This window comes from Actinoplanes sp. CA-030573 (assembly GCF_050951115.1).
Taxonomy (GTDB): domain Bacteria; phylum Actinomycetota; class Actinomycetes; order Mycobacteriales; family Micromonosporaceae; genus Actinoplanes.
In genome coordinates this window covers 7,480,372-7,503,987 of sequence record NZ_CP192038.1, presented here as the reverse complement: position 1 = coordinate 7,503,987, position 23,616 = coordinate 7,480,372, and the positions used below count along the sequence as shown (strand labels likewise).

The 23,616-nt window shown below is 72.2% G+C and carries 21 protein-coding genes and 1 riboswitch; of the genes, 19 read left to right on the top strand and 2 right to left on the bottom strand.

Features of this window, described 5'->3' with window-relative positions; translation table 11 throughout:
- Position 1 precedes the first annotated feature (1 nt).
- The 9 genes from carB (at position 2) to metK (ending at position 10,583) form a co-directional block, all read left to right on the top strand.
- Positions 2 to 3,316 (top strand): carbamoyl-phosphate synthase large subunit, encoded by a 3,315-nt coding sequence (gene carB / locus ACQP2F_RS34470; protein ID WP_433294951.1) that lies wholly within the window; start codon positions 2 to 4, stop codon positions 3,314 to 3,316.
- A complete protein-coding gene (locus ACQP2F_RS34465) occupies positions 3,313 to 4,344 on the top strand; it encodes a quinone-dependent dihydroorotate dehydrogenase (RefSeq protein ID WP_433294949.1) in 1,032 nt (343 codons plus the stop codon). The genes carB and ACQP2F_RS34465 overlap by 4 nt, the downstream gene beginning before the upstream one ends.
- A complete protein-coding gene (locus tag ACQP2F_RS34460) occupies positions 4,341 to 5,603 on the top strand; it encodes an adenosylmethionine--8-amino-7-oxononanoate transaminase (RefSeq protein ID WP_433294947.1) in 1,263 nt (420 codons plus the stop codon). The genes ACQP2F_RS34465 and ACQP2F_RS34460 overlap by 4 nt, the downstream gene beginning before the upstream one ends.
- A 191-nt stretch (positions 5,604 to 5,794) precedes the next feature.
- Positions 5,795 to 6,625, top strand: coding sequence for an orotidine-5'-phosphate decarboxylase (gene pyrF, locus ACQP2F_RS34455; RefSeq protein ID WP_433294945.1), 831 nt, complete (start codon positions 5,795 to 5,797; stop codon positions 6,623 to 6,625).
- A gap of 184 nt (positions 6,626 to 6,809) precedes the next feature.
- Positions 6,810 to 7,127, top strand: a complete 318-nt coding sequence (gene mihF, locus ACQP2F_RS34450) for an integration host factor, actinobacterial type (protein ID WP_020517554.1) — start codon at positions 6,810 to 6,812, stop codon at positions 7,125 to 7,127.
- A 32-nt stretch (positions 7,128 to 7,159) separates the two neighbouring features.
- On the top strand, positions 7,160 to 7,759 hold the full coding sequence (gmk, locus tag ACQP2F_RS34445; RefSeq protein ID WP_433294942.1) for a guanylate kinase: 600 nt from the start codon (positions 7,160 to 7,162) through the stop codon (positions 7,757 to 7,759).
- A gap of 13 nt (positions 7,760 to 7,772) precedes the next feature.
- On the top strand, positions 7,773 to 8,036 hold the full coding sequence (gene rpoZ / locus ACQP2F_RS34440; protein ID WP_015623990.1) for a DNA-directed RNA polymerase subunit omega: 264 nt from the start codon (positions 7,773 to 7,775) through the stop codon (positions 8,034 to 8,036).
- A 64-nt stretch (positions 8,037 to 8,100) separates the two neighbouring features.
- Complete coding sequence (gene coaBC / locus ACQP2F_RS34435; protein ID WP_433294939.1) at positions 8,101 to 9,288, top strand: bifunctional phosphopantothenoylcysteine decarboxylase/phosphopantothenate--cysteine ligase CoaBC; 1,188 nt, start codon at positions 8,101 to 8,103, stop codon at positions 9,286 to 9,288.
- A 104-nt stretch (positions 9,289 to 9,392) separates the two neighbouring features.
- Positions 9,393 to 10,583 carry a methionine adenosyltransferase gene (gene metK / locus ACQP2F_RS34430; RefSeq protein ID WP_433294937.1) on the top strand — a complete coding sequence of 397 codons (1,191 nt, stop codon included), beginning with the start codon at positions 9,393 to 9,395 and terminating at the stop codon, positions 10,581 to 10,583.
- 96 nt (positions 10,584 to 10,679) lie between these two features.
- On the opposite strand, the gene ACQP2F_RS34425 is transcribed toward metK, so the two are convergent.
- Complete coding sequence (locus ACQP2F_RS34425; protein ID WP_433294935.1) at positions 10,680 to 10,889, bottom strand: hypothetical protein; 210 nt, start codon at positions 10,887 to 10,889, stop codon at positions 10,680 to 10,682.
- Between the two features lie 79 nt (positions 10,890 to 10,968).
- On the opposite strand from ACQP2F_RS34425, the gene ACQP2F_RS34420 reads away from it, so the two are divergent.
- From ACQP2F_RS34420 to ACQP2F_RS34400, 5 genes are all read left to right on the top strand, one after another.
- Positions 10,969 to 11,559: a TetR/AcrR family transcriptional regulator gene (locus ACQP2F_RS34420; protein WP_433294933.1), complete on the top strand. Its 591-nt coding sequence runs from the start codon at positions 10,969 to 10,971 to the stop codon at positions 11,557 to 11,559.
- A gap of 76 nt (positions 11,560 to 11,635) precedes the next feature.
- A complete protein-coding gene (locus tag ACQP2F_RS34415; protein WP_433294931.1) occupies positions 11,636 to 13,630 on the top strand; it encodes a primosomal protein N' in 1,995 nt (664 codons plus the stop codon).
- Positions 13,631 to 13,724: 94 nt separating this feature from the next.
- Positions 13,725 to 14,282, top strand: coding sequence for a peptide deformylase (def, locus tag ACQP2F_RS34410; RefSeq protein ID WP_433294929.1), 558 nt, complete (start codon positions 13,725 to 13,727; stop codon positions 14,280 to 14,282).
- A 5-nt stretch (positions 14,283 to 14,287) separates the two neighbouring features.
- Entirely contained in the window at positions 14,288 to 15,214 is a 927-nt protein-coding gene (gene fmt, locus ACQP2F_RS34405) for a methionyl-tRNA formyltransferase (protein ID WP_433307702.1), read from the top strand.
- Positions 15,211 to 16,683, top strand: a complete 1,473-nt coding sequence (locus ACQP2F_RS34400; protein ID WP_433294927.1) for an RsmB/NOP family class I SAM-dependent RNA methyltransferase — start codon at positions 15,211 to 15,213, stop codon at positions 16,681 to 16,683. The genes fmt and ACQP2F_RS34400 overlap by 4 nt, the downstream gene beginning before the upstream one ends.
- Positions 16,684 to 16,688: 5 nt before the next feature.
- On the opposite strand, the gene ACQP2F_RS34395 is transcribed toward ACQP2F_RS34400, so the two are convergent.
- A complete protein-coding gene (locus tag ACQP2F_RS34395; RefSeq protein WP_433294925.1) occupies positions 16,689 to 17,579 on the bottom strand; it encodes a septum formation family protein in 891 nt (296 codons plus the stop codon).
- Positions 17,580 to 17,680: 101 nt separating this feature from the next.
- Here ACQP2F_RS34395 and rpe point away from each other — a divergent pair, with 101 nt between their 5' ends.
- From rpe to ACQP2F_RS34370, 5 genes are all read left to right on the top strand, one after another.
- Positions 17,681 to 18,361, top strand: coding sequence for a ribulose-phosphate 3-epimerase (gene rpe / locus ACQP2F_RS34390; RefSeq protein ID WP_433294923.1), 681 nt, complete (start codon positions 17,681 to 17,683; stop codon positions 18,359 to 18,361).
- 51 nt (positions 18,362 to 18,412) lie between these two features.
- Positions 18,413 to 19,420 carry a GGDEF domain-containing response regulator gene (locus ACQP2F_RS34385; RefSeq protein ID WP_433294921.1) on the top strand — a complete coding sequence of 336 codons (1,008 nt, stop codon included), beginning with the start codon at positions 18,413 to 18,415 and terminating at the stop codon, positions 19,418 to 19,420.
- Between the two features lie 1,000 nt (positions 19,421 to 20,420).
- A riboswitch (FMN riboswitch) is annotated at positions 20,421 to 20,604 on the top strand.
- Between the two features lie 141 nt (positions 20,605 to 20,745).
- A complete protein-coding gene (ribD, locus tag ACQP2F_RS34380) occupies positions 20,746 to 21,801 on the top strand; it encodes a bifunctional diaminohydroxyphosphoribosylaminopyrimidine deaminase/5-amino-6-(5-phosphoribosylamino)uracil reductase RibD (RefSeq protein ID WP_433294919.1) in 1,056 nt (351 codons plus the stop codon).
- On the top strand, positions 21,801 to 22,391 hold the full coding sequence (locus ACQP2F_RS34375; protein ID WP_433294915.1) for a riboflavin synthase: 591 nt from the start codon (positions 21,801 to 21,803) through the stop codon (positions 22,389 to 22,391). Before ribD ends, ACQP2F_RS34375 begins: the two co-directional genes overlap by 1 nt.
- Positions 22,391 to 23,596, top strand: coding sequence for a bifunctional 3,4-dihydroxy-2-butanone-4-phosphate synthase/GTP cyclohydrolase II (locus ACQP2F_RS34370; protein ID WP_433294913.1), 1,206 nt, complete (start codon positions 22,391 to 22,393; stop codon positions 23,594 to 23,596). The genes ACQP2F_RS34375 and ACQP2F_RS34370 overlap by 1 nt, the downstream gene beginning before the upstream one ends.
- Positions 23,597 to 23,616: the final 20 nt, after the last annotated feature.

Genomic DNA, 23,616 nt, shown 5'->3' with positions numbered 1-23,616 from the left:
CATGCCGAAGCGTGAAGATCTCAAGCACGTCATGGTGATCGGCTCGGGGCCGATCGTCATCGGGCAGGCCTGCGAGTTCGACTACTCCGGCACCCAGGCCTGCCGGGTGCTGCGGGCCGAGGGGCTGCGCGTCTCGCTGGTCAACTCGAACCCGGCCACGATCATGACCGACCCCGAGTTCGCCGACGCCACCTACGTCGAGCCGATCACGCCCGAGTTCGTCGAGCTGGTCATCGCCAAGGAGCGGCCGGATGCGATCCTGCCGACGCTGGGCGGGCAGACCGCGCTGAACACGGCGGTCGCGCTGCACGAGAACGGCGTCCTCGAGAAGTACGGCGTCGAGCTGATCGGTGCCAACATCGACGCCATCCGCCGCGGCGAGGACCGGCAGCTCTTCAAGGACATCGTCGCGAAGGCCGGCGGCGAGACGCCCCGGTCGCGGGTCTGCCACTCGATGGACGAGGTCGTCGCGACCGTCGAGGATCTCGGCCTGCCCGTCGTGATCCGGCCCTCCTTCACGATGGGTGGCCTCGGCTCGGGCATGGCGCACACCCGGGAAGATCTCGAGCGAATCGCCGGCGCGGGGCTCGCGGCCTCCCCGGTGCACGAGGTGCTGATCGAGGAGAGCGTGCTCGGCTGGAAGGAGTACGAGCTCGAGCTGATGCGCGACAAGCACGACAACGTCGTGGTCGTCTGCTCGATCGAGAACCTCGACCCGATGGGCGTGCACACCGGCGACTCGGTGACCGTGGCCCCGGCCATGACGCTCACCGACCGGGAGTACCAGGACCTGCGCGACCTCGGCATCGCCGTGCTGCGCGAGGTCGGCGTCGACACCGGCGGCTGCAACATCCAGTTCGCGGTCAACCCGCGCGACGGCCGCCTGGTCGTCATCGAGATGAACCCGCGCGTGTCACGGAGCAGCGCCCTGGCGTCCAAGGCGACCGGCTTCCCGATCGCGAAGATCGCCGCCAAGCTGGCCATCGGCTACACGCTCGACGAGATCCCGAACGACATCACGCTGAAGACCCCGGCCGCCTTCGAGCCGGCCCTCGACTACGTGGTCGTGAAGATCCCGCGGTTCGCGTTCGAGAAGTTCCCGGGCGCCGACCCCGAGCTGACCACCACGATGAAGTCGGTCGGCGAGGCGATGTCGCTGGGCCGCAACTTCGCCGAGGCGCTGAACAAGGCGATGCGCTCGCTCGAGTCCACGGCCGCCGGGTTCTGGACCGGCCGGGAGGACGCTTCCTCCTTGGAAGACGTTCTGTCCGCTTTGCGCACGCCGCACGACGGCCGCCTCTACACGGTCGAGCGGGCGCTGCGGCTCGGCGCCTCGATCGAGCAGGTGCACGAGGCCAGCGGCGGGATCGACCCCTGGTTCCTAGAGGAGATCCAGGCGCTGGTCGAACTGCGACGCGACATCTCGGACGCGGCCGTGCTCGACGAGGAGCTGCTGCGCCGGGCCAAGCGGTCGGGGCTCTCCGACCGGCAGCTCGCGGCGCTGCGACCGGAGCTGGCCGGCGAGGACGGCGTCCGCACGCTGCGCCACCGGCTCGGCATCCGGCCCGTCTACAAGACCGTCGACACCTGCGCCGCCGAGTTCGAGGCGAACACCCCGTACCACTACTCCTCGTACGACGAGGAGACCGAGGTCGCGCCCTCCGACCGGCCCAAGGTGATCATCCTGGGCTCGGGACCGAACCGCATCGGCCAGGGCATCGAGTTCGACTACTCCTGCGTGCACGCGGTCATGGCGCTGCGCGGCGTCGACTACGAGACCGTCATGGTCAACTGCAACCCGGAGACGGTGTCGACCGACTACGACACCGCCGACCGGCTCTACTTCGAGCCGCTGACCTTCGAGGACGTCCTCGAGGTGTTCCACTCGGAGGACTCCAGCGGCAAGGCGGCCGGCGGCCCGGGCGTGGTCGGCGTGATCGTCCAGCTCGGCGGCCAGACCCCGCTCGGCCTGGCCAAGCGGCTCAAGAAGGCCGGCGTCCCGATCGTCGGCACCTCGCCCGAGTCGATCGACCTGGCCGAGGACCGCGGGCTGTTCGGCGCCGTGCTCGGCAAGGCCGGCCTGCGCTCGCCCGACCACGGCACGGCCACCAGCTTCGAGGAGGCCAAGGGGATCGCCGACGCGATCGGCTACCCGGTGCTGGTCCGCCCGTCGTACGTGCTCGGCGGTCGCGGCATGGAGATCGTCTACGACGAGCCGACCCTCCAGGGCTACATCGAGCGGGCCACCCAGATCTCGCCGGACCACCCGGTGCTGGTCGACCGGTTCCTCGACGACGCCATCGAGATCGACGTGGACGCGCTCTGCGACGCCACCGGCGAGGTCTACCTGGGCGGCGTGATGGAGCACATCGAGGAGGCCGGCATCCACTCCGGCGACTCGTCCTGCTCGCTGCCGCCGGTCACGCTGGCCGGCTCGCACCTGGCCGAGGTGCGCCGCTACACCGAGGCGATCGCCCGCGGGGTCGGGGTGCGCGGCCTGCTCAACGTGCAGTACGCGCTCAAGGACGACGTCCTCTACGTGCTCGAGGCCAACCCGCGCGCGTCCCGGACCGTCCCGTTCGTCTCGAAGGCGACCGCGGTCCCGCTGGCCAAGGCGGCGGCCCGCATCATGCTCGGCGCCACCATCGCCGACCTGCGGGCGGAGGGCCTGCTGCTTCCCTCGGGGGACGGCGGCACGGTCCCGGAGAACGCGCCGATCGCGATCAAGGAGGCGGTGCTGCCGTTCAAGCGGTTCCGCACCCCGGCCGGGAAGGGCGTGGACAGCCTGCTCGGGCCCGAGATGAAGTCGACCGGCGAGGTGATGGGCATCGACGCCGGCTTCGGGCAGGCGTTCGCCAAGTCGCAGGCCGCCGCGTACGGCTCGCTCCCGACCGGCGGCAAGATCTTCGTCTCGGTCGCCAACCGCGACAAGCGCTCGATGATCTTCCCGATCAAGCGGCTGGCCGACCTCGGCTTCACGATCGTCACGACGGCCGGCACCGGCGAGGTGCTGCGCCGCCACGGCATCGCGTGCGAGGTCGTCCCGAAGCACTACGAGGGCCCCGGCCAGAACGCGGTGGCGCTGATCCTGGCCGGCGAGATCGCCATGATCATCAACACGCCGCAGGGCTCGGGCGCGAGCGCGCGCGAGGACGGCTACGAGATCCGCAGCGCCGCGGTCACCGCCGACATCCCGAGCATCACCACGACCCAGGGCGCGGCGGCGGCGGTGATGGGCATCGAGGCCCTGATGCGCGGCGACATGAGCGTCCGACCGCTGCAGGAGCTGCACGCCGCCCTCCGGGGCACGAAGTGAGTTTGTTCGAATCCACGCTGCGGCCGGTGCTGTTCCGGGTCGGCGGGGGCGACGCGGAGAAGGCGCACGAGTTCACACTCGGGCGCCTCTCCCGGCTGGGCGAGCGGGCCCGGGGGCTGGCGCGCGGGCGTTATGCGGTCGACGCGCCGGTCGAGGCGTTCGGGGTGCGGTTCCCGAACGCGGTCGGGCTCGCGGCCGGGATGGACAAGAACGGGGTGGCGCTGCCCGCGTGGCCCGCGCTCGGGTTCGGCTTCGTCGAGGTCGGCACGGTCACCGCGCACGCGCAGCCGGGCAACGACAAGCCGCGGCTGTTCCGGCTGCGGGACAGCGAGGCGATCATCAACCGGATGGGCTTCAACAACGCCGGGGCGGCCGCTCTGGCGGCCCGTCTGGACGCGTTGGGCCCGCTCGGGGTGCCGCTGGGCGTGTCGCTCGGCAAGTCCAAGGTGACGCCGCTGGAGGAGGCGGTCGAGGACTACCTGACGTCCTATCGGCTGCTGCACCCGTACGCGGACTACATCGCGGTCAACGTCTCCTCGCCGAACACGCCGGGCCTGCGCACGTTGCAGGACAAATCGGCGATCGCGACCCTGCTGGCCGCGCTGACCGGCACGACGCCGGTGCTGGTGAAGATCGCTCCCGACCTGACCGAGCCGGCCATCGCCGAGCTGCTGGAGGTTTGCCTGAGCCACGGCGCGGCCGGGGTGATCGCCACCAACACGACGCTGGCCCGGGACGGGCTGGCCCCGGCCGACCAGCCACGGGCGGCCGAGGCGGGCGGGCTGTCGGGGCGGCCGCTGACCGAGAAGGCGCGCAAGGTCGTCCACTTCGTGCACACCGAGACCGGCGGCCGGCTGCCGATCATCGGCGTCGGCGGCATCATGACCCCCGACGACGCGACCCGGATGCTCGACGCGGGGGCCGCGCTGGTCCAGCTCTACAGCGGCTTCATCTATCACGGTCCGGGACTGGTGCGGGGCGTCGCCAAGGCGGCGGCCGCGTATCGGGAGCGTGCGGAGATCCGATGACCGACCTCCTGGCACTGGACCGGGCGCACGTCTGGCACCCGTATGGGCCGATGCCGGGAAAGAGCGATCCCTACCTGGTGGAGAGCGCCGAGGGGGTCCGGCTGCGGCTGGCCGACGGCCGCGAGCTGGTCGACGGGATGTCGTCGTGGTGGGCGGCGATCCACGGCTACCGGCATCCCGTCCTCGACGCGGCGCTCGCCGAGCAGGCGGGAAGGATGAGCCACGTCATGTTCGGCGGGCTCACCCACGAGCCGGCCATCGCGCTCGCCACCTCGCTGGTGGAGATGGCGCCGGACGGGCTCGAGCACGTCTTCCTCTGCGACTCCGGATCGGTCGGGGTCGAGGTGGCGATCAAGATGGCGCTGCAGGCCCAGCTCGCTCTCGGGCGGCCCGGCCGGCGGCGGCTGCTCACCTGGCGCGGCGGCTACCACGGCGACACGTTCCACCCGATGACCGTCTGCGATCCGGTCGGTGGGATGCACTCGCTCTGGACCGGCGTGCTGCCGGTGCAGGTCTTCGCGGACGTGCCGCCGGCCGGCTTCGACCCGGCGTACGCCTCCTCGCTCGTGTCGCTCATCGACGAGCATGCGGACGAGGTGGCGGCGGTGATCGTCGAACCGGTCGTGCAGGGCGCCGGCGGCATGCGGTTCCACCATCCGGCGTACCTGAAGGTGCTGCGGGAGGCGACGGCCGCGCGTGGCATCTTCCTGATCTTCGACGAGATCGCGACCGGCTTCGGGCGCACCGGCGAGCTCTTCGCGGCCGGGCATGCCGGGGTGAGCCCCGACATCATGTGCGTCGGCAAGGCGCTGACCGGTGGCTATCTCACGCTCGCGGCGACGCTCTGCACCCGGCCGGTGGCGGAGGCGATCTCGGCGGGGGAGGGCGGCGGCCTCGCGCACGGACCGACGTTCATGGGCAACCCGCTGGCCTGCGCGGTCGCCAACGCCTCGCTCGGCCTGCTCGCCGACGGGTCGTGGCGGTCCCGGGTCCGGCTGATCGAAAGCGGTCTCCGCGACGGTCTCGAGCCGCTGCGGAAGGCGCCCGGCGTGGCCGACGTGCGGGTCCTCGGAGCGATCGGCGTGGTGCAGCTGGACCATCCGGTGGACATGGCCAAGGCGACCGCGGCGGCCGTCGACGCCGGGGTCTGGCTGCGTCCGTTCCGGGACCTGATCTACACGATGCCGCCGTATGTGGCCGAGGTCGCGGACGTCTCCCGCATCGTCGCGGGGATCGCCGCCGCGGTCGCGGCCACCTGACGAGCGCTGCCGTCGCGCATAGGTGAGCACAGCGATGAAAGCCGCGCGCATAGGTGAGCAGAGCGACGCGCGGCCCACAGAACCGTGGCGGCGGCGGGCGCATGACAACGGAATCCGATCCTCCGGCCGCACTACACCGCGGATCGCCGCGGCGGTGGCGGCTACCTGACACGGAAGGGGTACGCACAGCCATGGAGACCTTCGGGCAACGCCTCACCGACGCCGTCGCGAAGCGGGGGCCGCTGTGTGTCGGCATCGATCCGCATGCCGCTCTGCTCGGCCGCTGGGGGCTCACCGATGACGTCGCCGGCCTGGAACGCTTCGCCCGTACGGTGGTCGACGCCCTGGCCGATCGGGTGGCCGTGGTGAAGCCGCAGTCGGCGTTTTTTGAGAGATTTGGGTCACGTGGCATCGGCATTCTTGAGTCAACTATCCGACAGTTGCGCGAGGCCGGAGCCCTGGTCCTGCTCGACGTGAAACGGGGCGACATCGGCTCCACGATGGCGGCCTATGCCTCCGCATACCTTGATCCGTCAAGTTCCCTGCGTGCCGACGCGATTACTGTGAGTCCCTACCTCGGAGTGGGGTCGTTGCAGCCGGCATTCGACCTCGCGGCCGCGAACGGGGCCGGTGTGTTCGCGCTCGCGCTGACCTCCAACCCGGAGGGAGCGAGCGTCCAGCATGCGGTGGCTTCCGACGGCCGCACCGTCGCGCAGACCGTGATCGATGAGATTTCCCAGCTCAACAAGGGTGCCCAGCCGCTCGGCTACCTCGGTCTCGTGGTCGGCGCGACGATCGGGCGGACCGGTCACGACCTGTCCCGGGTGAACGGTCCGCTGCTCGCTCCGGGGCTCGGCGCGCAGGGTGCGACCCCCTCCGACCTGCGCTCCGTCTTCGGCGAAAGCCTGCGCAACGTGCTGCCGTCGTACTCACGGGAAGTTCTCAACGCGGGACCTTCCGTGGCCGCGCTGCGGGCCGCCGCGGACCGCGCCGTCGACGAGTGCCGCACCGCTCTCGGGTGAAACGGGCCTGCTTACCAGGCCGCCGGACAGCCGGGCCGGGGGTACCCCCACGTTGCCGAAAGCGCCGTTGACCGCTAGTTTTCCCCGCGCCGGGAACCACATGCCCCTTTGGTTCCCTGGCACACCACGTTTCACAGAAGCGCCGGTATTCGACTACGGCGCGATAGGGACCTGAGGAGAACTGGTGCCGCTCCCGTCACTGAGCCCCGAGCAGCGCGCTGCAGCGCTGGAGAAGGCCGCGGAAGTTCGCAAGGCTCGGGCTGAGCTGAAGGAACAGCTCAAGTCCGGCAAGACCACCCTCGCCGCCGTGCTCGACCGCGCGGAGGAGGACGAGGTCGTCGGCAAGCTGAAGGTCTCGGCCGTGCTTCAGGCGCTGCCGGGCATCGGCAAGATCCGTGCGACCCAGATCATGGAGAAGCTGAAGATCGCTGACAGCCGCCGGCTGCGCGGTCTCGGCGACCAGCAGCGCAAGGCCCTCCTGGGGGAGTTCGCTGCGAACTGACTCATGGGCTCGTGTTGAATGAGCCTGTGAGCATGGATGACGACGCGCGCCCGGCAGCCCGCCTCACCGTCCTCTCCGGCCCGTCGGGGGTGGGGAAGGACAGTGTGATCGAGCTGATCCGGGCGCGCTCGCCTTGGATCAAGCTGTCGGTGTCGGTCACGACCCGGAAGAAACGCGACTACGAGACCGACGGCGAGCACTACCACTTCGTGACTCGCCCGGAGTTCCAGCGGCTGATCGACGGCGGACAGCTGCTCGAGTGGGCGGAGTTCGCCGGCAACCTCTACGGCACGCCGCGGGCCCAGGTCGAGGGCTGGCTGAGCCAGGGCCGGCCGGTCCTGCTCAAGATCGACCTTCAGGGCGCGCGCCAGGTCCGGGCGGCCATGCCCGAGGCGCAGCTGGTGTTCCTGGCGCCGCCGAGCGTAGAGGAGCTCAAGCGCCGGCTGATCGGGCGGGGCACCGACGACGAGGAGACGATCCGTCGCCGGCTCGCCCACGCCGACGAGGAGCTGGCCGCCGAGAAGGAGTTCGACCGGACGGTGGTCAACGACTTCGTCGAGCGTGCGGCGGACGAACTGGTAGGATTGCTCGGTTCATCGTTTCTGACACCCGCACAAGCTCCCGAGCATTAAGGATCTGCGAACAGTGGGAACCATCGCGAACCCCGAAGGCATCACCAACCCGCCGATCGACGAGCTGCTCGACAAGACCTCGTCGAAGTACTCGCTGGTGATCTTCGCGGCCAAGCGCGCCCGCCAGGTCAACGCCTACTACAGCCAGCTCGGTGAGGGCCTCCTGGAGTACGTCGGCCCCCTGGTCGAGACCACCCCGCAGGAGAAGCCGCTCTCCATCGCCATGCGTGAGATCAACGCCGGCCTGCTCACCGCCGAGGCCACGGACAACCCGTAAGCCTCGGTCACACAACTCGTGGGTGATCCCGCGTCCCGGTTCGGGGCGCGGGATCATTGCGTTCATGACTGAGGTCGTCCTGGGGGTCGGCGGCGGGATCGCCGCCTACAAAGCGTGCGAGTTGCTGCGGTTGTTCACCGAGTCGGGGTACAGCGTGCGGGTGGTGCCGACCGCCTCGGCGCTGAAGTTCGTGGGAGCGCCGACGTGGGCGGCGCTGTCGGGCAAGCCGGTGGCGACCGAGGTGTGGGACGACGTGCACGAGGTGCCGCACGTGCGGATCGGGCGGCACGCCGACCTCGTGGTGGTGGCGCCGGCGACCGCCGACCTGCTGGCCAAGGCCGCGCACGGGATCGCCGACGACCTGCTCACGAACACGCTGCTGACGGCGACCTGCCCGATCGTCTACGCGCCGGCGATGCACACCGAGATGTGGGAAAACGCGGCCACCCGTGCCAACGTGGCGACTCTGCGTGAGCGGGGCGCCGTGGTCATCGAGCCGGCCGTGGGGCGGTTGACCGGCGCCGACACGGGCAAGGGCCGGCTCCCGGATCCCGAGGCGATCTTCGAGCTGGCTTCGCGCGTACGGGAACGGGGTCTTGACCTTGATTTTGCCGGCCGGCACGTCGTCGTGACCGCCGGTGGCACCCGGGAACCGCTTGATCCCGTGCGATTCATCGGAAACCGATCATCCGGCAAGCAGGGGTACGCGCTCGCGAAGTCGGCGGCCGCCCGGGGCGCGCGCGTGACCCTGATCGCCGCCAATGTCACGTTGCCGGATCCGGCCGGCGTGGACATCGCCCGGGTCGGCACCACCGAGGAGTTGCGGCTGGCCACAGTGAAGGCCGCGGCCGACGCCGACGTGGTGGTGATGGCCGCGGCGCCGGCCGATTTCCGGCCCGCCACGACCGCCGCGCAGAAGATCAAGAAGACCGAGGGCGGTACCCCCGAACCCATCGCACTCGCGACAAACCCGGACATCGCCGCGGAGATCGGCGCGAACAAGCGTCCCGGGCAGGTCCTGGTCGCCTTCGCGGCCGAGACGAACGACGCGTTGGAGCACGCCAGGGCTAAGTTGACCAGGAAGCGTGCCGACCTGATCGTCGTGAACGAGGTCGGCGTGGACCGGGTCTTCGGGGCCGACCACAACGAGGTGACCATCCTCGGCGCGGACGGGAGCACGGCCACTCTCGGTGAACTCCGCAAAGAAGATGTGGCCGATAGGATTTTGGATCACGTCGTGACACTGCTGTAACACCAGGTGGCAGCGGTGGACGGGAGAGCACCCAGGCGACGGTTGTCGTTCGCGGTGACTACACTCTCGCGGTACGTTCGAACTTTCGACAGCTGAGGAGCACCGTGGCACGCCGCCTGTTCACCTCCGAGTCGGTCACGGAAGGCCACCCGGACAAGATCGCTGACCAGATCAGCGACGGCATTCTCGACGCCCTGCTGGCCCAGGACCCGCGCAGCCGGGTGGCGGTGGAGACCCTCATCACCACGGGTCAGGTCCACGTGGCCGGTGAGGTCACCACTCAGGCCTACGCCGACATCCCGAGCATCGTGCGCGACACCATCCTGCGCATCGGCTACGACTCGTCCAAGAAGGGCTTCGACGGGGCGTCCTGCGGCGTCAGCGTCTCGATCGGCGCGCAGTCGCCCGACATCGCCCAGGGCGTCGACAGCGCGATCGAGCTGCGCGAGGGCGACTCCGAGCACGTTCTCGACGCGCAGGGCGCCGGCGACCAGGGCATGATGTTCGGCTTCGCCTGCTCCGAGACGCCCGAGCTGATGCCGCTGCCGATCGCCCTTGCGCACCGGCTCGCCCGCCGCCTCTCCGCCGCCCGCAAGGACGGCACGATCCCCTACCTGCGGCCGGACGGCAAGACCCAGGTCACCATCGAGTACGACGGGCTCAAGCCGGTCCGCCTCGACACGGTTGTGGTCTCGTCCCAGCACGCGGCCGACATCTCGCTGGAGTCGCTGCTCACGCCCGACATCCGCGAGCACGTGATCGCGCCCGAGCTGGAGGGCCTCGGCATCGACACCGAGGGCTACCGGCTGCTGGTCAACCCGACCGGCCGCTTCGAGATCGGTGGCCCGATGGGCGACGCCGGCCTCACCGGTCGCAAGATCATCGTCGACACCTACGGCGGTTACGCCCGGCACGGCGGCGGCGCGTTCTCCGGCAAGGACCCGTCCAAGGTGGACCGGTCGGCGGCGTACGCGATGCGCTGGGTGGCCAAGAACGTCGTGGCCGCCGGCTTGGCCGAGCGGTGTGAGGCCCAGGTCGCGTACGCGATCGGCAAGGCCCACCCGGTCTCGCTGTTCGTCGAGACCTTCGGCACCGAGAACGTGCCGGTCGAGCGGATCGAGAAGGCGATCGGCGAGGTCTTCGACCTGCGGCCGGCCGCGATCATCCGCGACCTCGACCTGCTCCGCCCGATCTACCAGCAGACGGCGGCGTACGGCCACTTCGGCCGTGACCTGCCCGACCTGGTGTGGGAGAGCACCGACCGGGCGCAGGACCTCAAGAACGCCGCTGCCTGATCCGTCGCGAAGGGCGTCCTCCCGCGGGAGGACGCCCTTTGTCATGCCCGTTCGTCCACCTCGAAGACGTTCCACATCAGAGCGACTTGCCCGGATTCACGGAGAAGTCTCGCCGCTTGGGCGGCGCCGGCCATCGGGTCGACCCAGTGCCAGGTCGCGGCGGCCACGACGGTGTCGAACGTCCGCTCGGGCCGCGACGATCCGCTCGATCGCCGCCTCCGGATAGGGCGGACGGGCCCGGTCGTACTGCTCGGCGCCGGCGCCGAAGGACTCCGCGACCCGGCGGTGCTGGTGGATGTCGCTCATGGCGGGGTGCTCCGCATCTATAGTGGGCGTGTGCCCACCTTAAGTGGGCGCGCGCCCACTAACAACAACGGAGGGCTTGTTGCCGACCGGGGTGGCACTTCGGGACGTACGGGAGCAGTTGTTCGCGGCCGCCGAGCGGGTGCTGCTGCGGGCCGGGCCGCACGCGCTGACCAGCCGGGCGGTGACCGCCGAGGCCGGGGTGGCCAAGGGGGTGCTGCACAAGCACTTCGCGGACTTCGACGACTTCCTGGCGTCGCTGGTGATGGACCGGATCGCGCGCATCTCCGCGGCCGAGGCGGGCCTGATCGCGGCGGCCGGCACCCGGACCGTGGCGGCGAACCTGCGCGTGGTGCTCGAGGAGCTGTTCGGATCGGTGGCGGTGGCGATCATCAGCCTGATCACGTTCCGGGACGATCTGCGGGCCCGGTTGCGAGCGGCCCGGGGCGCTCCGGGGGTGCCGCTGCTGGGCGAGGCGGCCGCCATGATCGCCGCGTATCTGCGAGCCGAGCAGGAGCTCGGGCGGGTGGCCGCGGACGCCGACGTGGTGACGGTGGCCGGGATGCTGATCGGCACCGGGCACCTGATGTTCGCCGACCGGGACGGGACGGCGCCGTCGTCGTCCGAGGTCGACCGGATGTTGACGGCGGCGCTGGCCGGCGTCCTCGGCTAGCCGCCATGTCCGCGAATCGCGACCGGGCGGTGACGTCGCCGATTCTTGTCGGGGGTGCCGGGCAGAATGTTCGGCGATGACCAGCAAGGGTGTGCGAGGCGAGCGGGTGCCGGCGGAGAGGCTGCCGGTGGCCCGGGTGTGCGTCGACGTGCCCCTGCCGCATCTCGACCGGCCGTTCGACTACCTGGTGGCCGCGGCGGAGGACGAGGCGGCCCGGCCCGGGGTGCGAGTCAAGGTGCGGTTCGCCGGGCAGCTGGTGGGCGGGTTCCTGCTCGAGCGGGCCGAGTCGTCGCCGCACGGGGGAAAGCTGGCGTTCCTCGACAGGGTGGTGTCGGCCGAGCAGGTGCTCGACCCGGAGGTGGCGCGGCTGGCACGGGCCGTCGCCGATCGTTACGCCGGAAACCTGTGTGACGTGCTGCGGTTGGCGGTGCCGCCCCGGCATGCGCGGGTGGAGGGCCAGGCTCCCGCCGGCGACGAAGATCGGGCCGGGGCCGAGGGCGTGGCGGAGATCGCGCCGCCGGTGGCCGGTGGGTGGGACTCCTATCCGGCCGGTCCCGCGTTCCTGCGGGCGCTCGAGGACGGGCGGGCCCCGCGGGCCGTCTGGGGAGCGCTGCCGGGGGAGGAGTGGGCGACCCGGATCGCCGAGGCGGCGGCCGCCACGACGAAGGCGGGGCGGGGCACGGTCATCGTCGTGGCCGATGCGCGGGATCTCGAGCGGGTCGACCGGGCGCTCGATGCGGTGCTGGGCCCGGGGCGGCACGTCGCGCTGAACGCCGCGCTCGGGCCGGCCGAGCGGTACCGGCGGTTCCTGCGGGCCAGCCGGCATCAGGTGCCGGTGGTGGTGGGGACCCGGGCGGCGATGTGGGCGCCGGTGGCGAAGCTCGGGCTCGTGGTCATCTGGGACGACGGGGACGACCTGCACGCCGAGCCGCGGTCGCCGTACCCGCACGCCCGCGAGGTGCTGCTGACCCGGGCCAGCCTGGCCGGCTGCGCGGCGCTGGTGGCGGGGCACGCGCGCACCGGGGAGGCGCAGCTGCTGCTGGAGACGGGCTGGGCCAAGGAGATCACCGCGGCGCGGGACGTGCTGCGCAAGCGGGCGCCGGCCGTGGCGCCGACCGGGGATGACCCGGAGCTGGCCCGCGACCCCGGCGCGGCGACCGCGCGGCTGCCCAGCCTGGCCTGGCAGGCGGCCCGGCAGGCGCTCAAGGACGACGCGCCGGTGCTGGTGCAGGTGCCGCGGCGGGGCTATCTGCCGTCGGTCGCCTGCGCCGAGTGCCGGACGCCGGCGCGCTGCCCGCACTGTTCGGGGCCGCTGGCCCTGCAGGGGGCGCGCGACGTGCCGGCCTGCCGGTGGTGCGGCCGGGTGTCGCCCGCCTACACCTGCCCGGCCTGCGGCGAGCGCCGGCTGCGGGCGTCGGTCACCGGAGCACGGCGTACGGCCGAGGAGTTGGGCCGGGCGTTCCCGGGCGTGCCGGTGCGCACGTCCGGCCGCGACGAGATCCTCGGCACGGTCCCGCAGGAGGCGGCCGTCGTGGTGGCCACGCCGGGGGCCGAGCCGCACGCCGACGGCGGTTTCGGGGCGGTGCTCCTGCTCGATACGTGGGCCCTGCTGACCCGCTCCGATCTGCGCGCGGCCGAGGAGACGATGCGGCGGTGGTTCGGCGCGGCGGCGCTGGCGAGACCGCAGTCCCGGGGCGGACGGGTCGTGGTGGTGGCGGACGGGTCGCTGGCCACCGTGCAGGCGCTGATCCGGTGGGAGCCGGGCTGGTTCGCGGCGCGCGAGCTGGCCGAGCGCCGCGAGCTGGGTTTCCCGCCGGCGGCGCGGATGGCGAGCCTCACCGGCAAGCCGGAGGCGGTGGCCGACCTGCTCGCGGCGGCGCGGCTGCCGGAGGGCGCCGAGCTGCTCGGCCCGGTGCCGGCCGAGGACGACGAGGAGCGCATGCTGGTCCGCACGACGCGCTCGCAGGCGGCGGCGATGGCGCACGCGCTGCACGAGGCGGCGGCCGTCCGCAGCGCCCGCAAGGCGGCACTCACCGTCCGCATCGAGGTCGACCCGGCGACGATCTTCTAGCGGAAGCGGGACGGCGGTCACGCTGACGAGGAGACCGGGCCGGGCACTCCGTAGACTTACCGGGTCCCAGCCGGAAAGTCAGGAGTATCGCCGCGTGACCGTTCAGCCCATCCGTCTCTTCGGTGATCCGGTGCTGCGGACGCCGGCCGATCCCGTCGTCGACTTCGATAAGGAGTTGCGCAAGCTCGTGCGCGACCTGGTCGAGACCATGCAGGACGAGGGCGGCGCCGGCCTGGCCGCGCCGCAGCTCGGCGTCGGGCTGCGCGTCTTCACCTTCGACGTGGACGACGTGGTGGGCCACATCGTCAACCCGTCGCTGTCGTTCCCCGACGAACAGGAGCAGGACGGACCCGAGGGCTGCCTGTCGATCCCGGGCATCTACGTCGACACCAAGCGCCGGCAGAACGTGGTGGCGGCCGGCTTCAACGAGCACGGCGACCCGATCCAGCTGGTCGGCACCGGGCTGATGGCGCGCTGCGTGCAGCACGAGACCGACCACCTCGACGGGGTGCTCTTCCTCGACCGGCTGGACGCCGCGGTCCGCAAGGACGCGATGAAGCAGATCCGGGCGGCCGAGTGGTACGACGCGGGCAAGCCCCCGACGATCAAGGAGAGCCCGCACGGCCGGGGCATCTTCGGGCTGGGGCGGTGAGCGGGTTGCGTCTCGTCTTCGCCGGCACCCCGGCCGTCACCCTGCCCGCCCTCGACGCCATCGCCGCGTCCGGCCACGAGCTGGCCGCCGTCGTGACCCGGCCCGACGCGCCCGCCGGCCGGGGCCGCCGCCTGGTCCGGTCGCCCGCCGCCGCCTGGGCCGACGAGCGCGGCATCGAGGTGCTCACCCCGGCCAAGCCGCGGGAGCCCGAGTTCCAGGAGCGACTGCGGCAGATCGCACCCGACTGCGTGCCCGTCGTCGCGTACGGCGCGCTGGTGCCGCCCAGCGCGCTCGAGATCCCCAAGCATGGGTGGATCAACCTGCATTTCTCGCTGTTGCCCGCGTGGCGCGGCGCCGCGCCCGTGCAGCACGCCGTGCTGCACGGCGACGAGGTGACCGGGGCCAGCGTGTTCGAGCTCGAGGCCGGGCTCGACACCGGCCCGGTCTACGGCACGCTGACCGAGGAGATCCGCCCGTCCGACACCTCGGGTGACCTGCTCGGTCGCCTGGCCACCGAGGGCGCCGGGCTGCTCGTGGCCGTGCTCGACGCGATCGAGGCCGGCACCGCGCGGGCCCACCCGCAGCCGGCCGACGGGGTCACGTTCGCGCCCAAGATCACCGTCGAGGACGCGCAGGTCCGCTGGGGCGACCCGTCGTTCGCGGTGGACCGGCGGATCCGGGCCTGCACGCCGGCGCCCGGAGCCTGGACCACCTTCCGTGACGACCGGGTGAAGCTGGGCCCGGTGCGGCCGATCGCCAACGCCCCCGCCATTGCCGCCGGGGAGATTCACGTCGAGCGCACCCAGGTGCTGGTCGGCACGGCCACCACCCCGGTGGCGCTGGGTGAGGTGCGCGCGGCCGGGAAGAAGGCGATGCCGGCCACCGACTGGGCCCGCGGGCTGCGGATCCAGGCGGGGGAGACGTTCGCGTGACGGACCATCGAGCGGGACGGCCGCACAAGTCCGGCCGGCCGCGGGGCACGGCGGGTCCCGGCTACGACCGCGACTCGCGCACGGGCCGGGCGCCGAGAGCGGGCCGGCCGCCGTCCGATCCGGCGCGGCAAGCGGCGTACGAGGCGATCGCGGCCGTGCACCGCGACGACGCGTACGCGAATCTCGTGCTCGCGGAGATCCTCCGCGGCATGGCCCTGAGTGGCCGCGACGCCGCGTTCGCCACCGAGCTCGCCTACGGCACGCTGCGCGCCACCGGCACCCTCGATCTGATCATCGGATCGGCCGCGGGCCGCGACGTGGCCCGGATCGACCCGCCGGCCCGCGACGCCCTCCGGCTCGGCGCCTACCAGCTGCTCTACACCCGGGTGCCGGCGCACGCGGCGGTCAACCAGACCGTCGACCTGGTGCGCTCGGTCGCGCCCGGCGCCGCCGGCTTCGCCAACGCGGTGCTGCGCGCGATCACCGAGACGCCGCTGGACGGGTGGCTCGAGCGGCTGGCCCCGGCCTACGACGAGGACCCGGTCGGCAACCTCTCGGTGCTGCACAACCACCCGCAGTGGATCGTGCGGGCGTTCGCCGAGTCGCTCGGCGGCGACCTCGAGGACACCGCGCGCCTGCTGATCGAGGACAACCAGGCGCCGGTCGTCCACCTGTGCGCGCGGCCGGGGCGGGCCGAGGCGGTGGAGCTGGCGGACGAGGTCGACGGGGTGCCAGGGGCCTTCTCGCCGTACGCGGTCTACCTGAACGGCGGCTCGCCGCGGGAGCTGGCCGCGATCGCCGAGGGCCGCGCCCACGTGCAGGACGAGGGCTCCCAGCTGGTGGCGGCCGCGCTGCTGGCGGCGCCGATCGAGGGGCGCGACGCCCGCTGGCTCGATCTGTGCGCGGGGCCGGGTGGCAAGGCCGGCCTGCTCGGGTCGATCGCGGCGCTGCGCGGGGCCGAGGTCACCGCGGTCGAGGTGGCCGAGCACCGGGCGCGGCTGGTCGAGCACGCCACCGAGGGCATGCCGGTGACGGTGCTGCCGATGGACGGGCGGTCGGTCGGGCGCGATCCGGATCTGCCCGAGGACTCGTTCGACCGGGTGCTGGTCGACGCGCCGTGCACCGGGCTGGGCTCGCTGCGGCGACGGCCGGAGTCGCGCTGGCGCCGGCAGCCGTCCGACCTGCCGGCGCTGACGAAGCTGCAGCGGGAGCTTCTGGTGGCGGCGTTGCGGGCGGTGCGGCCGGGCGGGCTCGTCGCGTACGTGACCTGCTCGCCCCACATGGTCGAGACCCAGGTGACAGTGACCGAGGGTGCGCGCCGCAGCGGTGTCGAGGTGGACTTCGTCGACGCGCGCCCGCTGCTGCCGCCGGGCATGCCGGGGCTGGGCAACGGGCCGACCGTGCAGCTCTGGCCGCATCGGCACGGCACCGACGCGATGTTCCTGGCCGTGCTGCGGCGTACTTCCTGACGGGTTCAGTTCGCGTAGTGGATCTTGAGCTTCCCCGGGCCGGCGCCCCGATAGGAGCCCTTCATCTTCTCGCCGTTGAGCCACAGGAAGCACCGCACGGCCCGGTCGCCCATCCGCCAGGCCGTGTCGTCGGGCGGAAAGCCGAGCCACCCGATCCGGCTCGGCAGGGTCGCGTCGTCGCGCAGGCCGGTGAACTTGGCGATCGCCGCGTCGCAGCCCTTGGCCAGCTCGGCTTCGGAGAGGTCGGACGATGCGGCCTTGGCCGTGCTGAACAGGCCGGCGAACTCGGCGGTGTGCGTGCTCGCGCACGCGACCGGGTGCATCTCGGCGACGGACTCTCCGGCGATCTTGGGGTTGGCGCAGGCCATCCGGAGCTTGCCGCCGGCTTTGACGGTGCCTTTCATGCTTCCCGTACGCCGTACGAGCGTCCCGTCGATCGGCGAGGACTCGGCCACATCGCAGCGCACCCAGTGGGCGCCCCCGGTCCACGCCTTCGCGCTCGGCAGCACGGGCTGAAGCACCACCCAGCCCGTACGCCAGTCGCCGCCGAGGAACGCGGAGGCCTTCTGCGAGCAGGTGGCGAAGGCCTTGGCCATGCCGTCCTTCGGCGACTTCAGCGGGCCGGCGGCGGCCAGGTCGGCGACGGCGACGGTCTCGGCCAGGTGGGCGGCGGTGCAGGCCACGGGCTCGTAGTTCTCCGCCGTGCCGGTCTCGACGATCTCGGCGTGGCAGGCGCCGGCCTGCGGGCGGAACGGGGCCGCGGCCGGCATCGGCCGCCACCCGTTGGTCAGGTCGCCGTCGACGCCCTCCGGCCGGTCGGTGGCGCACCCGCCGGCGCCCAGGGCCGGCGCGCCCAGGGCCAGCGCGCACGCCAGGGCGGCCGCCCACCGTCGCATGGTCGCCTCCCCAGGCCGTCTCGGACGGGTCACTCTAACGGTTGTCCACAGGCCGCGAGGAGCCCGGGCGGCGAGCGGCGCCGACGCCCTAGACTCCTCCCGTGAGCCCAAAGCCGATCATCGCCCCGAGCATCCTGGCCGCCGACTTCGCCCGTCTCGCCGACGAGGTGGGTGCCATCGAGGGCGAGGCCGACTGGGTGCACGTCGACGTCATGGACAACCACTTCGTGCCCAACCTGACGATCGGCCTGCCGGTGGTGCAGAGCCTGCGCAAGTCGACCACGATCCCGTTCGACGTGCATCTGATGATCACCGACCCCGAGCGCTGGGCGCCGGGCTACGCCGAGGCCGGTGCCTACAACGTCACGTTCCACGCCGAGGCCTGCGAAAACCCGGTGGCCCTGGCCAAGGCGCTGCGCGCGGCCGGGTCCAAGGCCGGCCTCGCGATCGACCGCGACACGCCCGTCGAGCCCTATCTCGAGCTGTTGCCCTACGTCGACACCCTGCTGATCATGACGATCAAGGCGGGTTTCGGCGGGCAGGCGTTCCTGCCCGAAATGCTCGACAAGGTGCGCGACGTGCGGCGTCGCATCAGCGCCAAGGACCTGGCCGTCCGGCTCGAGGTCGACGGCGGCATCGCGGCCGACACCATTGCCCGGGCGGCCGAGGCGGGCGCCGACGCGTTCGTGGCGGGCACGGCGGTCTACGGGGCCGACGACCCGGCCGAGGCGATCCGGAAACTGCGGGCACTGGCCGCCGGGGCCGGTCCGTCGCATGATTGAGCTGCTTGTGGGGAGGGTTGCCGTGCGGGCCGGCGGGAGCGGGGTAGCAGGATGAGCACCGGCGTGGTGCGCGAGGCGGACGAGCTCGGTGTCGATCCGGAGGAGCGGCCCGATCTGATCCTGGTGGTCGACGACGATCAGGACATCGCGAGCTTCGTCGAGTTCAACCTCAAGATGCAGGGCTACGAGGTGATCCGGGCCGAGCACGGCCAGGAGGCGCTGCAGCTGATGGAGGACAGGCGTCCCGACCTGGCCGTGGTCGACTGGATGATGCCCGGCATGGACGGCGTCGAGCTGACCCGCAAGCTGCGTGCCGAGCCGCTGACCAGCGCCCTCCCGGTCATCATGCTGACCGCCAAGAGCATGACCGTCGACAAGGTGGTGGGCCTGGCCGCCGGCGTCGACGACTACCTGGTCAAGCCCTTCGACACGACCGAGCTGATCGCCCGGGTGCAGTCCACCCTGCGGCGCAACAAGGAGTTCCGCGAGGTCTCGCCGCTGACCGGTCTGCCCGGCAACGCGCGGGTCCGGCGCGAGATCGCCGACCGCATGAAGGCCGGCGGCGAGTATTCCGTGGGCTACATCGACATCGACCGCTTCAAGAGCGTCAACGACGTCTACGGCTTCGACCGGGGCGACGAGTTCATCGGCGCGCTGGCCCGCAGCTTGCACAAGGCGGTGACCACGGTCGGCCCGCCCTCGATCTTCCTGGGCCACATCGGCGGCGACGACTTCGTCTTCATCTGCGCGCCCGACCAGGTGCTGCCGCTGACCAAGCGCACGGTGACCGACTTCGAGCAGGCGGCCGACCAGCTCTACGACCCGTCCGACGCCGAGCGCGGCTACATCGAGGTCCCCGACCGCCGAGGCAACAAGAACCGCGCGGCCCTGGTGACCCTCTCGATCGGCGTGGCCCAGGCCACCGTCGACGGCCGCAAGTTCACCGACCCCCGAGTGGTGATCGCGGTGGCCTCCGAGATGAAAAAGGTAGCCAAGTCCCAGCCCGGCTCCTACGTAGCAATCGACCGCCGCCGCAGCGAGGCCGAGCCAGAGGAGTAACAACCCCCGCCGGCGCCAGCCACCCACTCACCTCGCCCTACTCGCCCACCCCGCCTCGGCCCGCGTCGCTCCGCCTTGTCCGCCGGCCCGCCTCGTCTCGCCCGCCCGGCCCGCCGGCCCGCCGCGCCCGGCCTGCCGCGCTCGGCCTGCCGCGCTCGGCCCGCCCGGCCTGCCGCGCTCGGCCCGCCGCGCTCGGCCCGCTCGGCCTGCCGCGCTCGGCCCGCCCGGCCTGCCGCGCTCGGCCCGCCGCGCTCGGCCCGCCCGGCCTGCCGCGCTCGGCCCGCCCGGCCTGCCGCGCTCGGCCCGCCGCGCTCGGCCCGCCCGGCCTGCCGCGCTCGGCCCGCCCGGCCTGCCCGGCCTGCCGCGCTCGGCCCGCCCGGCCTGCCGCGCTTGGCCCGCCGCGCTCGGCCCGCCCGGCCCGCCGCGCCTGACCCGCCGGCCCGCCGCGCCCGGCCCGGCCTCGCCCTGCCGCGTCTCAGCTCGCCCCGCCCGCAAGCCGTGCAGCACGCCCGCAAGCCGCCCTCGCACGCACGCTCTCCGCAGCGCCCCGAGCCGCCATGCCTCTCGTTGGGCGTTTGCCTGGCGGATCTTGATAGCTTCCGGTGCCGCGCATGCCGCAATTCATCAGGGTGTGACTCACCTCGCCTGCGATGCGCGCGCCTGTGAGGCGATAACGAGCCTGTGACGCGATGCCAGGCCCGCGGCGTGGCGGATGAGATGCCCGCTCGCGATGCCTGCGCCTGCGCTGCCCGCGCCCGTCCGTGGTTGCGCCGGCCCCCGTCGCCCTCCGGTGCGGCGTCGCGGCGCCCACTGGTCCCCACCCAGGCACTGGGTGGGCACCACTGAAGCAGCCCCCTCTGACATTTCTCCGGAGTTGTCCACCGAGCGACCGCCAAAAACCGCACCCCCGCTGACCTGCGCAATCGGGCCGCGATGTGAGATGGCTCGCGCACATGGTGGCAAAGACGAGCCTTCGTGACACACTCGGGGGTGACCCACCACGCGCTGGCGGGACTCGGTGAAATTCCGAACCGGCGGTGATCCGATGCGCGAGCATCGGTAAGCCCGCGACCCGGACGTCATGATGATGGACGGTGGACCTGGTGAAAATCCGGGGCCGACGGTTGATCGAGCGGCAAGCATCACGCCGCACGGTCAGACAGTCCGGATGGGAGACAGCGCGCGGAAACGGACCGTGGGCGGCGTGCGAAACGGCGCCGCGTGCGAACCGGGGTGCGCCTGGCGTACCCTGATGTCCCTTTCCCGGCGTTTCTTCCGCTTTCCCCCGGCGCGTGACCGCACCGCGCCCGAGAGGAAAGCACAGCATGGTGACCGAGGACGAGGCGATGCGCCGCGCTATTGCGCTGGCCGCCCGGGGCCTCGGCACGACCAGCCCCAACCCCGTCGTCGGGTGTCTACTGCTCGACGCCGAGGGTGAGGTGGTCGGCGAGGGCTTCCACGCCTACGCCGGCGGGCCGCATGCCGAGATCGTCGCGCTCGCGCAGGCCGGGGAGCGGGCACGCGGTGGCACCGCGGTGGTCACGCTCGAGCCCTGCAACCACACCGGGCGTACCGGGCCCTGCAGCCTCGCGCTGATCAACGCGGGGGTGCGCCGGGTGGTCATCGCGGTGGACGATCCGACGCCGGTCGCGGCCGGCGGCGCCGTGACGCTGCGGGCCTCGGGGGTGCAGGTCGAGACGGGGGTGCGGCGCAAGGAGGCGGAGCAGGGCAACGTCGCCTGGCTCACCGCGGTGCGGCGCGGCCGGCCGTACGTGACCTGGAAGTTCGCCGCCACGCTGGACGGCCGCTCGGCCGCCGCCGACGGCACCAGCCAGTGGATCACCTCGGCCCCGGCCCGGAGCGACGTGCACGTGCTGCGCGGCACGATGGACGCGATCATGGTGGGTGCCGGCACGGTGATCGCCGACGACCCGCAGCTCACCGTGCGCGACCTCAAGGACGGCACGCTGGCGATCAAGCAGCCGCTTCGCGTGGTCGTCGACTCCTCCGGGCGTACCCCCGGGAAAGCGCGCGTGCGCGACGTCGCCGCACCCACCTGGGTCGTCACCACCGCCGAGGTCGGCGCCGGCCCGGATGGCCGCGTCGATCTCCACGCGCTGCTCGTCGCGCTCTTCGGCCGGGGGATCCGCTCGGTGCTGCTGGAAGGCGGACCCACGCTGGCCGGCTCGTTCCTGGCCGCCGGACTGGTCGACCAGGTGATCGGCTACGTGGCGCCCAAGCTGCTCGGCGCCGGCAAGCCCGCCCTCGTCGACGCCGGCGTCACCACCATCGGCGACGCCATCGAGCTCGACCTCACCGACATCGCGCAGATCGGCCCCGACCTGCGCTTCACCGCATCGCTCCGGCAGAAGGAGAGCTGATGTTCACCGGCATCGTCGAGGAACTGGGTGACGTGGTCAGCCTGGAGAACCAAGGCGACAACGCGATCATCGCGGTACGCGGCCCGGTCGTCACGTCCGACGCCCGGCACGGCGACTCGATCTCCGTCAACGGGGTCTGTCTCACCGTGATCGAGAACGTCGACGGCGTCTTCACCGCCGACGTGATGGGCGAGACCTTGCGCCGGTCCTCACTCGGCGCGCTCAAAAAGGGCAGCCAGGTCAACCTGGAGCGCGCCGCCACGGTGGGCAGCCGGCTCGGCGGCCACCTGGTGCAGGGCCACGTCGACGGGGTCGCCACGATCCTCGACCGCACGCCCGAGTCGGAGTGGGAGGTGCTGCGCTTCTCGCTGCCGGAGAGCCTGAGCCGGTACGTGGTGGAGAAGGGCTCGATCACCGTCGACGGCGTCTCGCTGACCGTCATGGCGGTCGACGACGAGTCGTTCAGCGTCGGCCTGATCCCGACCACGCTGAAGCTGACCGTCCTGGGATCCAAGAGCGCGGGCGACCCGGTGAATCTCGAGGTCGACGTGATCGCCAAGTACGTGGAAAAGATGCTGGGGAGCCGATGATGTTCGAAGACATTGAGCGGGCGATCGCCGACATTGCCGCCGGCCGGCCCGTCATCGTGGTCGACGACGAGGACCGGGAGAACGAGGGCGACCTCATCTTCGCGGCCGAGAAGGCGACGCCGGAGCTGGTGGCCTTCATGGTGCGCTACACCTCGGGCTACATCTGCGCGCCGATCACCGAGGAGGAGGCGGACCGGCTCGACCTCCCACCGATGTACCACACCAACCAGGACCGGCGGGGCACGGCGTACGCGGTGACGGTCGACGCCACCGAGGGCGTGAGCACCGGCATCTCGGCCGCCGACCGGGCCCGCACCCTGCGGCTGCTGTCGTCGCCCGACACCCGTCCGACCGACCTGTCCCGTCCCGGCCACGTGGTGCCGCTGCGGGCCAAGGCCGGCGGCGTGCTGCGCCGCCCCGGGCACACCGAGGCCGCGATCGACCTCGCCGTGCTGGCCGGCCTGCGCCCGGCCGGCGTGCTCTGCGAGATGGTCAACGACGACGGCACCATGCAGCGCCGCCCCGACCTGGAGAAGTTCGCGATCGAGCACGACCTCGTGCTGATTACGATCGCCGACCTGGTCGCCTACCGGCGGCGCAACGACCGGCAGGTGGAGCGGGTCGTCGAGACCAAGCTGCCGACCGAGCACGGCGACTTCACCGCCGTCGGCTACCGCGCGGCCGTCGACGGCGGCGAGCACGTCGCGCTCGTCTTCGGCGAGATCGGCGACGGCCGCGACGTGCTGGTGCGGGTGCACTCCGAGTGCCTGACCGGGGACGTCTTCGGTTCCAAGCGCTGCGACTGCGGGCCGCAGCTAGACGCGGCGCTGGAGCGGGTGGCCGAGGCCGGCCGCGGCGTCGTGCTCTACATGCGCGGGCACGAGGGCCGGGGGATCGGCCTGCTGCACAAGCTGCAGGCGTACCAGCTGCAGGACCGCGGCTTCGACACGGTCGACGCGAACCTCGAGCTGGGCCTGCCGGCCGACGCCCGGGACTACGGGACCGGCGCGCAGATCCTCTACGACCTGGGCGTGCGCTCGATGCGGCTGCTCACCAACAACCCGGCGAAGCGGGCCGGCCTCGAGGGCTACGGCCTGACCGTGACCGGCCGGGAGGCGCTGCCGGTGCGGCTGCACCCGGAGAACGTGCGCTACCTGCGGACCAAGCGCGACCGTATGGGCCACCTGTTCGAGGCTTTGGGCTGATTCGGCGGCAAAAAGAGTGA

Bases quoted from the DNA above. Each gene is read 5' to 3' on its own strand.
- ACQP2F_RS34385 (WP_433294921.1), top strand. From the start codon at position 18,413: ATGAGCACCGGCGTGGTGCGCGAGGCGGACGAGCTCGGTGTCGATCCG.
- carB (WP_433294951.1), top strand. From the start codon at position 2: ATGCCGAAGCGTGAAGATCTCAAGCACGTCATGGTGATCGGCTCGGGG.
- coaBC (WP_433294939.1), top strand. From the start codon at position 8,101: ATGACTGAGGTCGTCCTGGGGGTCGGCGGCGGGATCGCCGCCTACAAA.
- ACQP2F_RS34370 (WP_433294913.1), top strand. From the start codon at position 22,391: ATGTTCGAAGACATTGAGCGGGCGATCGCCGACATTGCCGCCGGCCGG.
- ACQP2F_RS34425 (WP_433294935.1), bottom strand. From the start codon at position 10,889: ATGAGCGACATCCACCAGCACCGCCGGGTCGCGGAGTCCTTCGGCGCC.
- ACQP2F_RS34375 (WP_433294915.1), top strand. From the start codon at position 21,801: ATGTTCACCGGCATCGTCGAGGAACTGGGTGACGTGGTCAGCCTGGAG.
- pyrF (WP_433294945.1), top strand. From the start codon at position 5,795: ATGGAGACCTTCGGGCAACGCCTCACCGACGCCGTCGCGAAGCGGGGG.
- ACQP2F_RS34395 (WP_433294925.1), bottom strand. From the start codon at position 17,579: ATGCGACGGTGGGCGGCCGCCCTGGCGTGCGCGCTGGCCCTGGGCGCG.
- ACQP2F_RS34415 (WP_433294931.1), top strand. From the start codon at position 11,636: ATGACCAGCAAGGGTGTGCGAGGCGAGCGGGTGCCGGCGGAGAGGCTG.
- gmk (WP_433294942.1), top strand. From the start codon at position 7,160: ATGGATGACGACGCGCGCCCGGCAGCCCGCCTCACCGTCCTCTCCGGC.
- ACQP2F_RS34460 (WP_433294947.1), top strand. From the start codon at position 4,341: ATGACCGACCTCCTGGCACTGGACCGGGCGCACGTCTGGCACCCGTAT.
- ribD (WP_433294919.1), top strand. From the start codon at position 20,746: ATGGTGACCGAGGACGAGGCGATGCGCCGCGCTATTGCGCTGGCCGCC.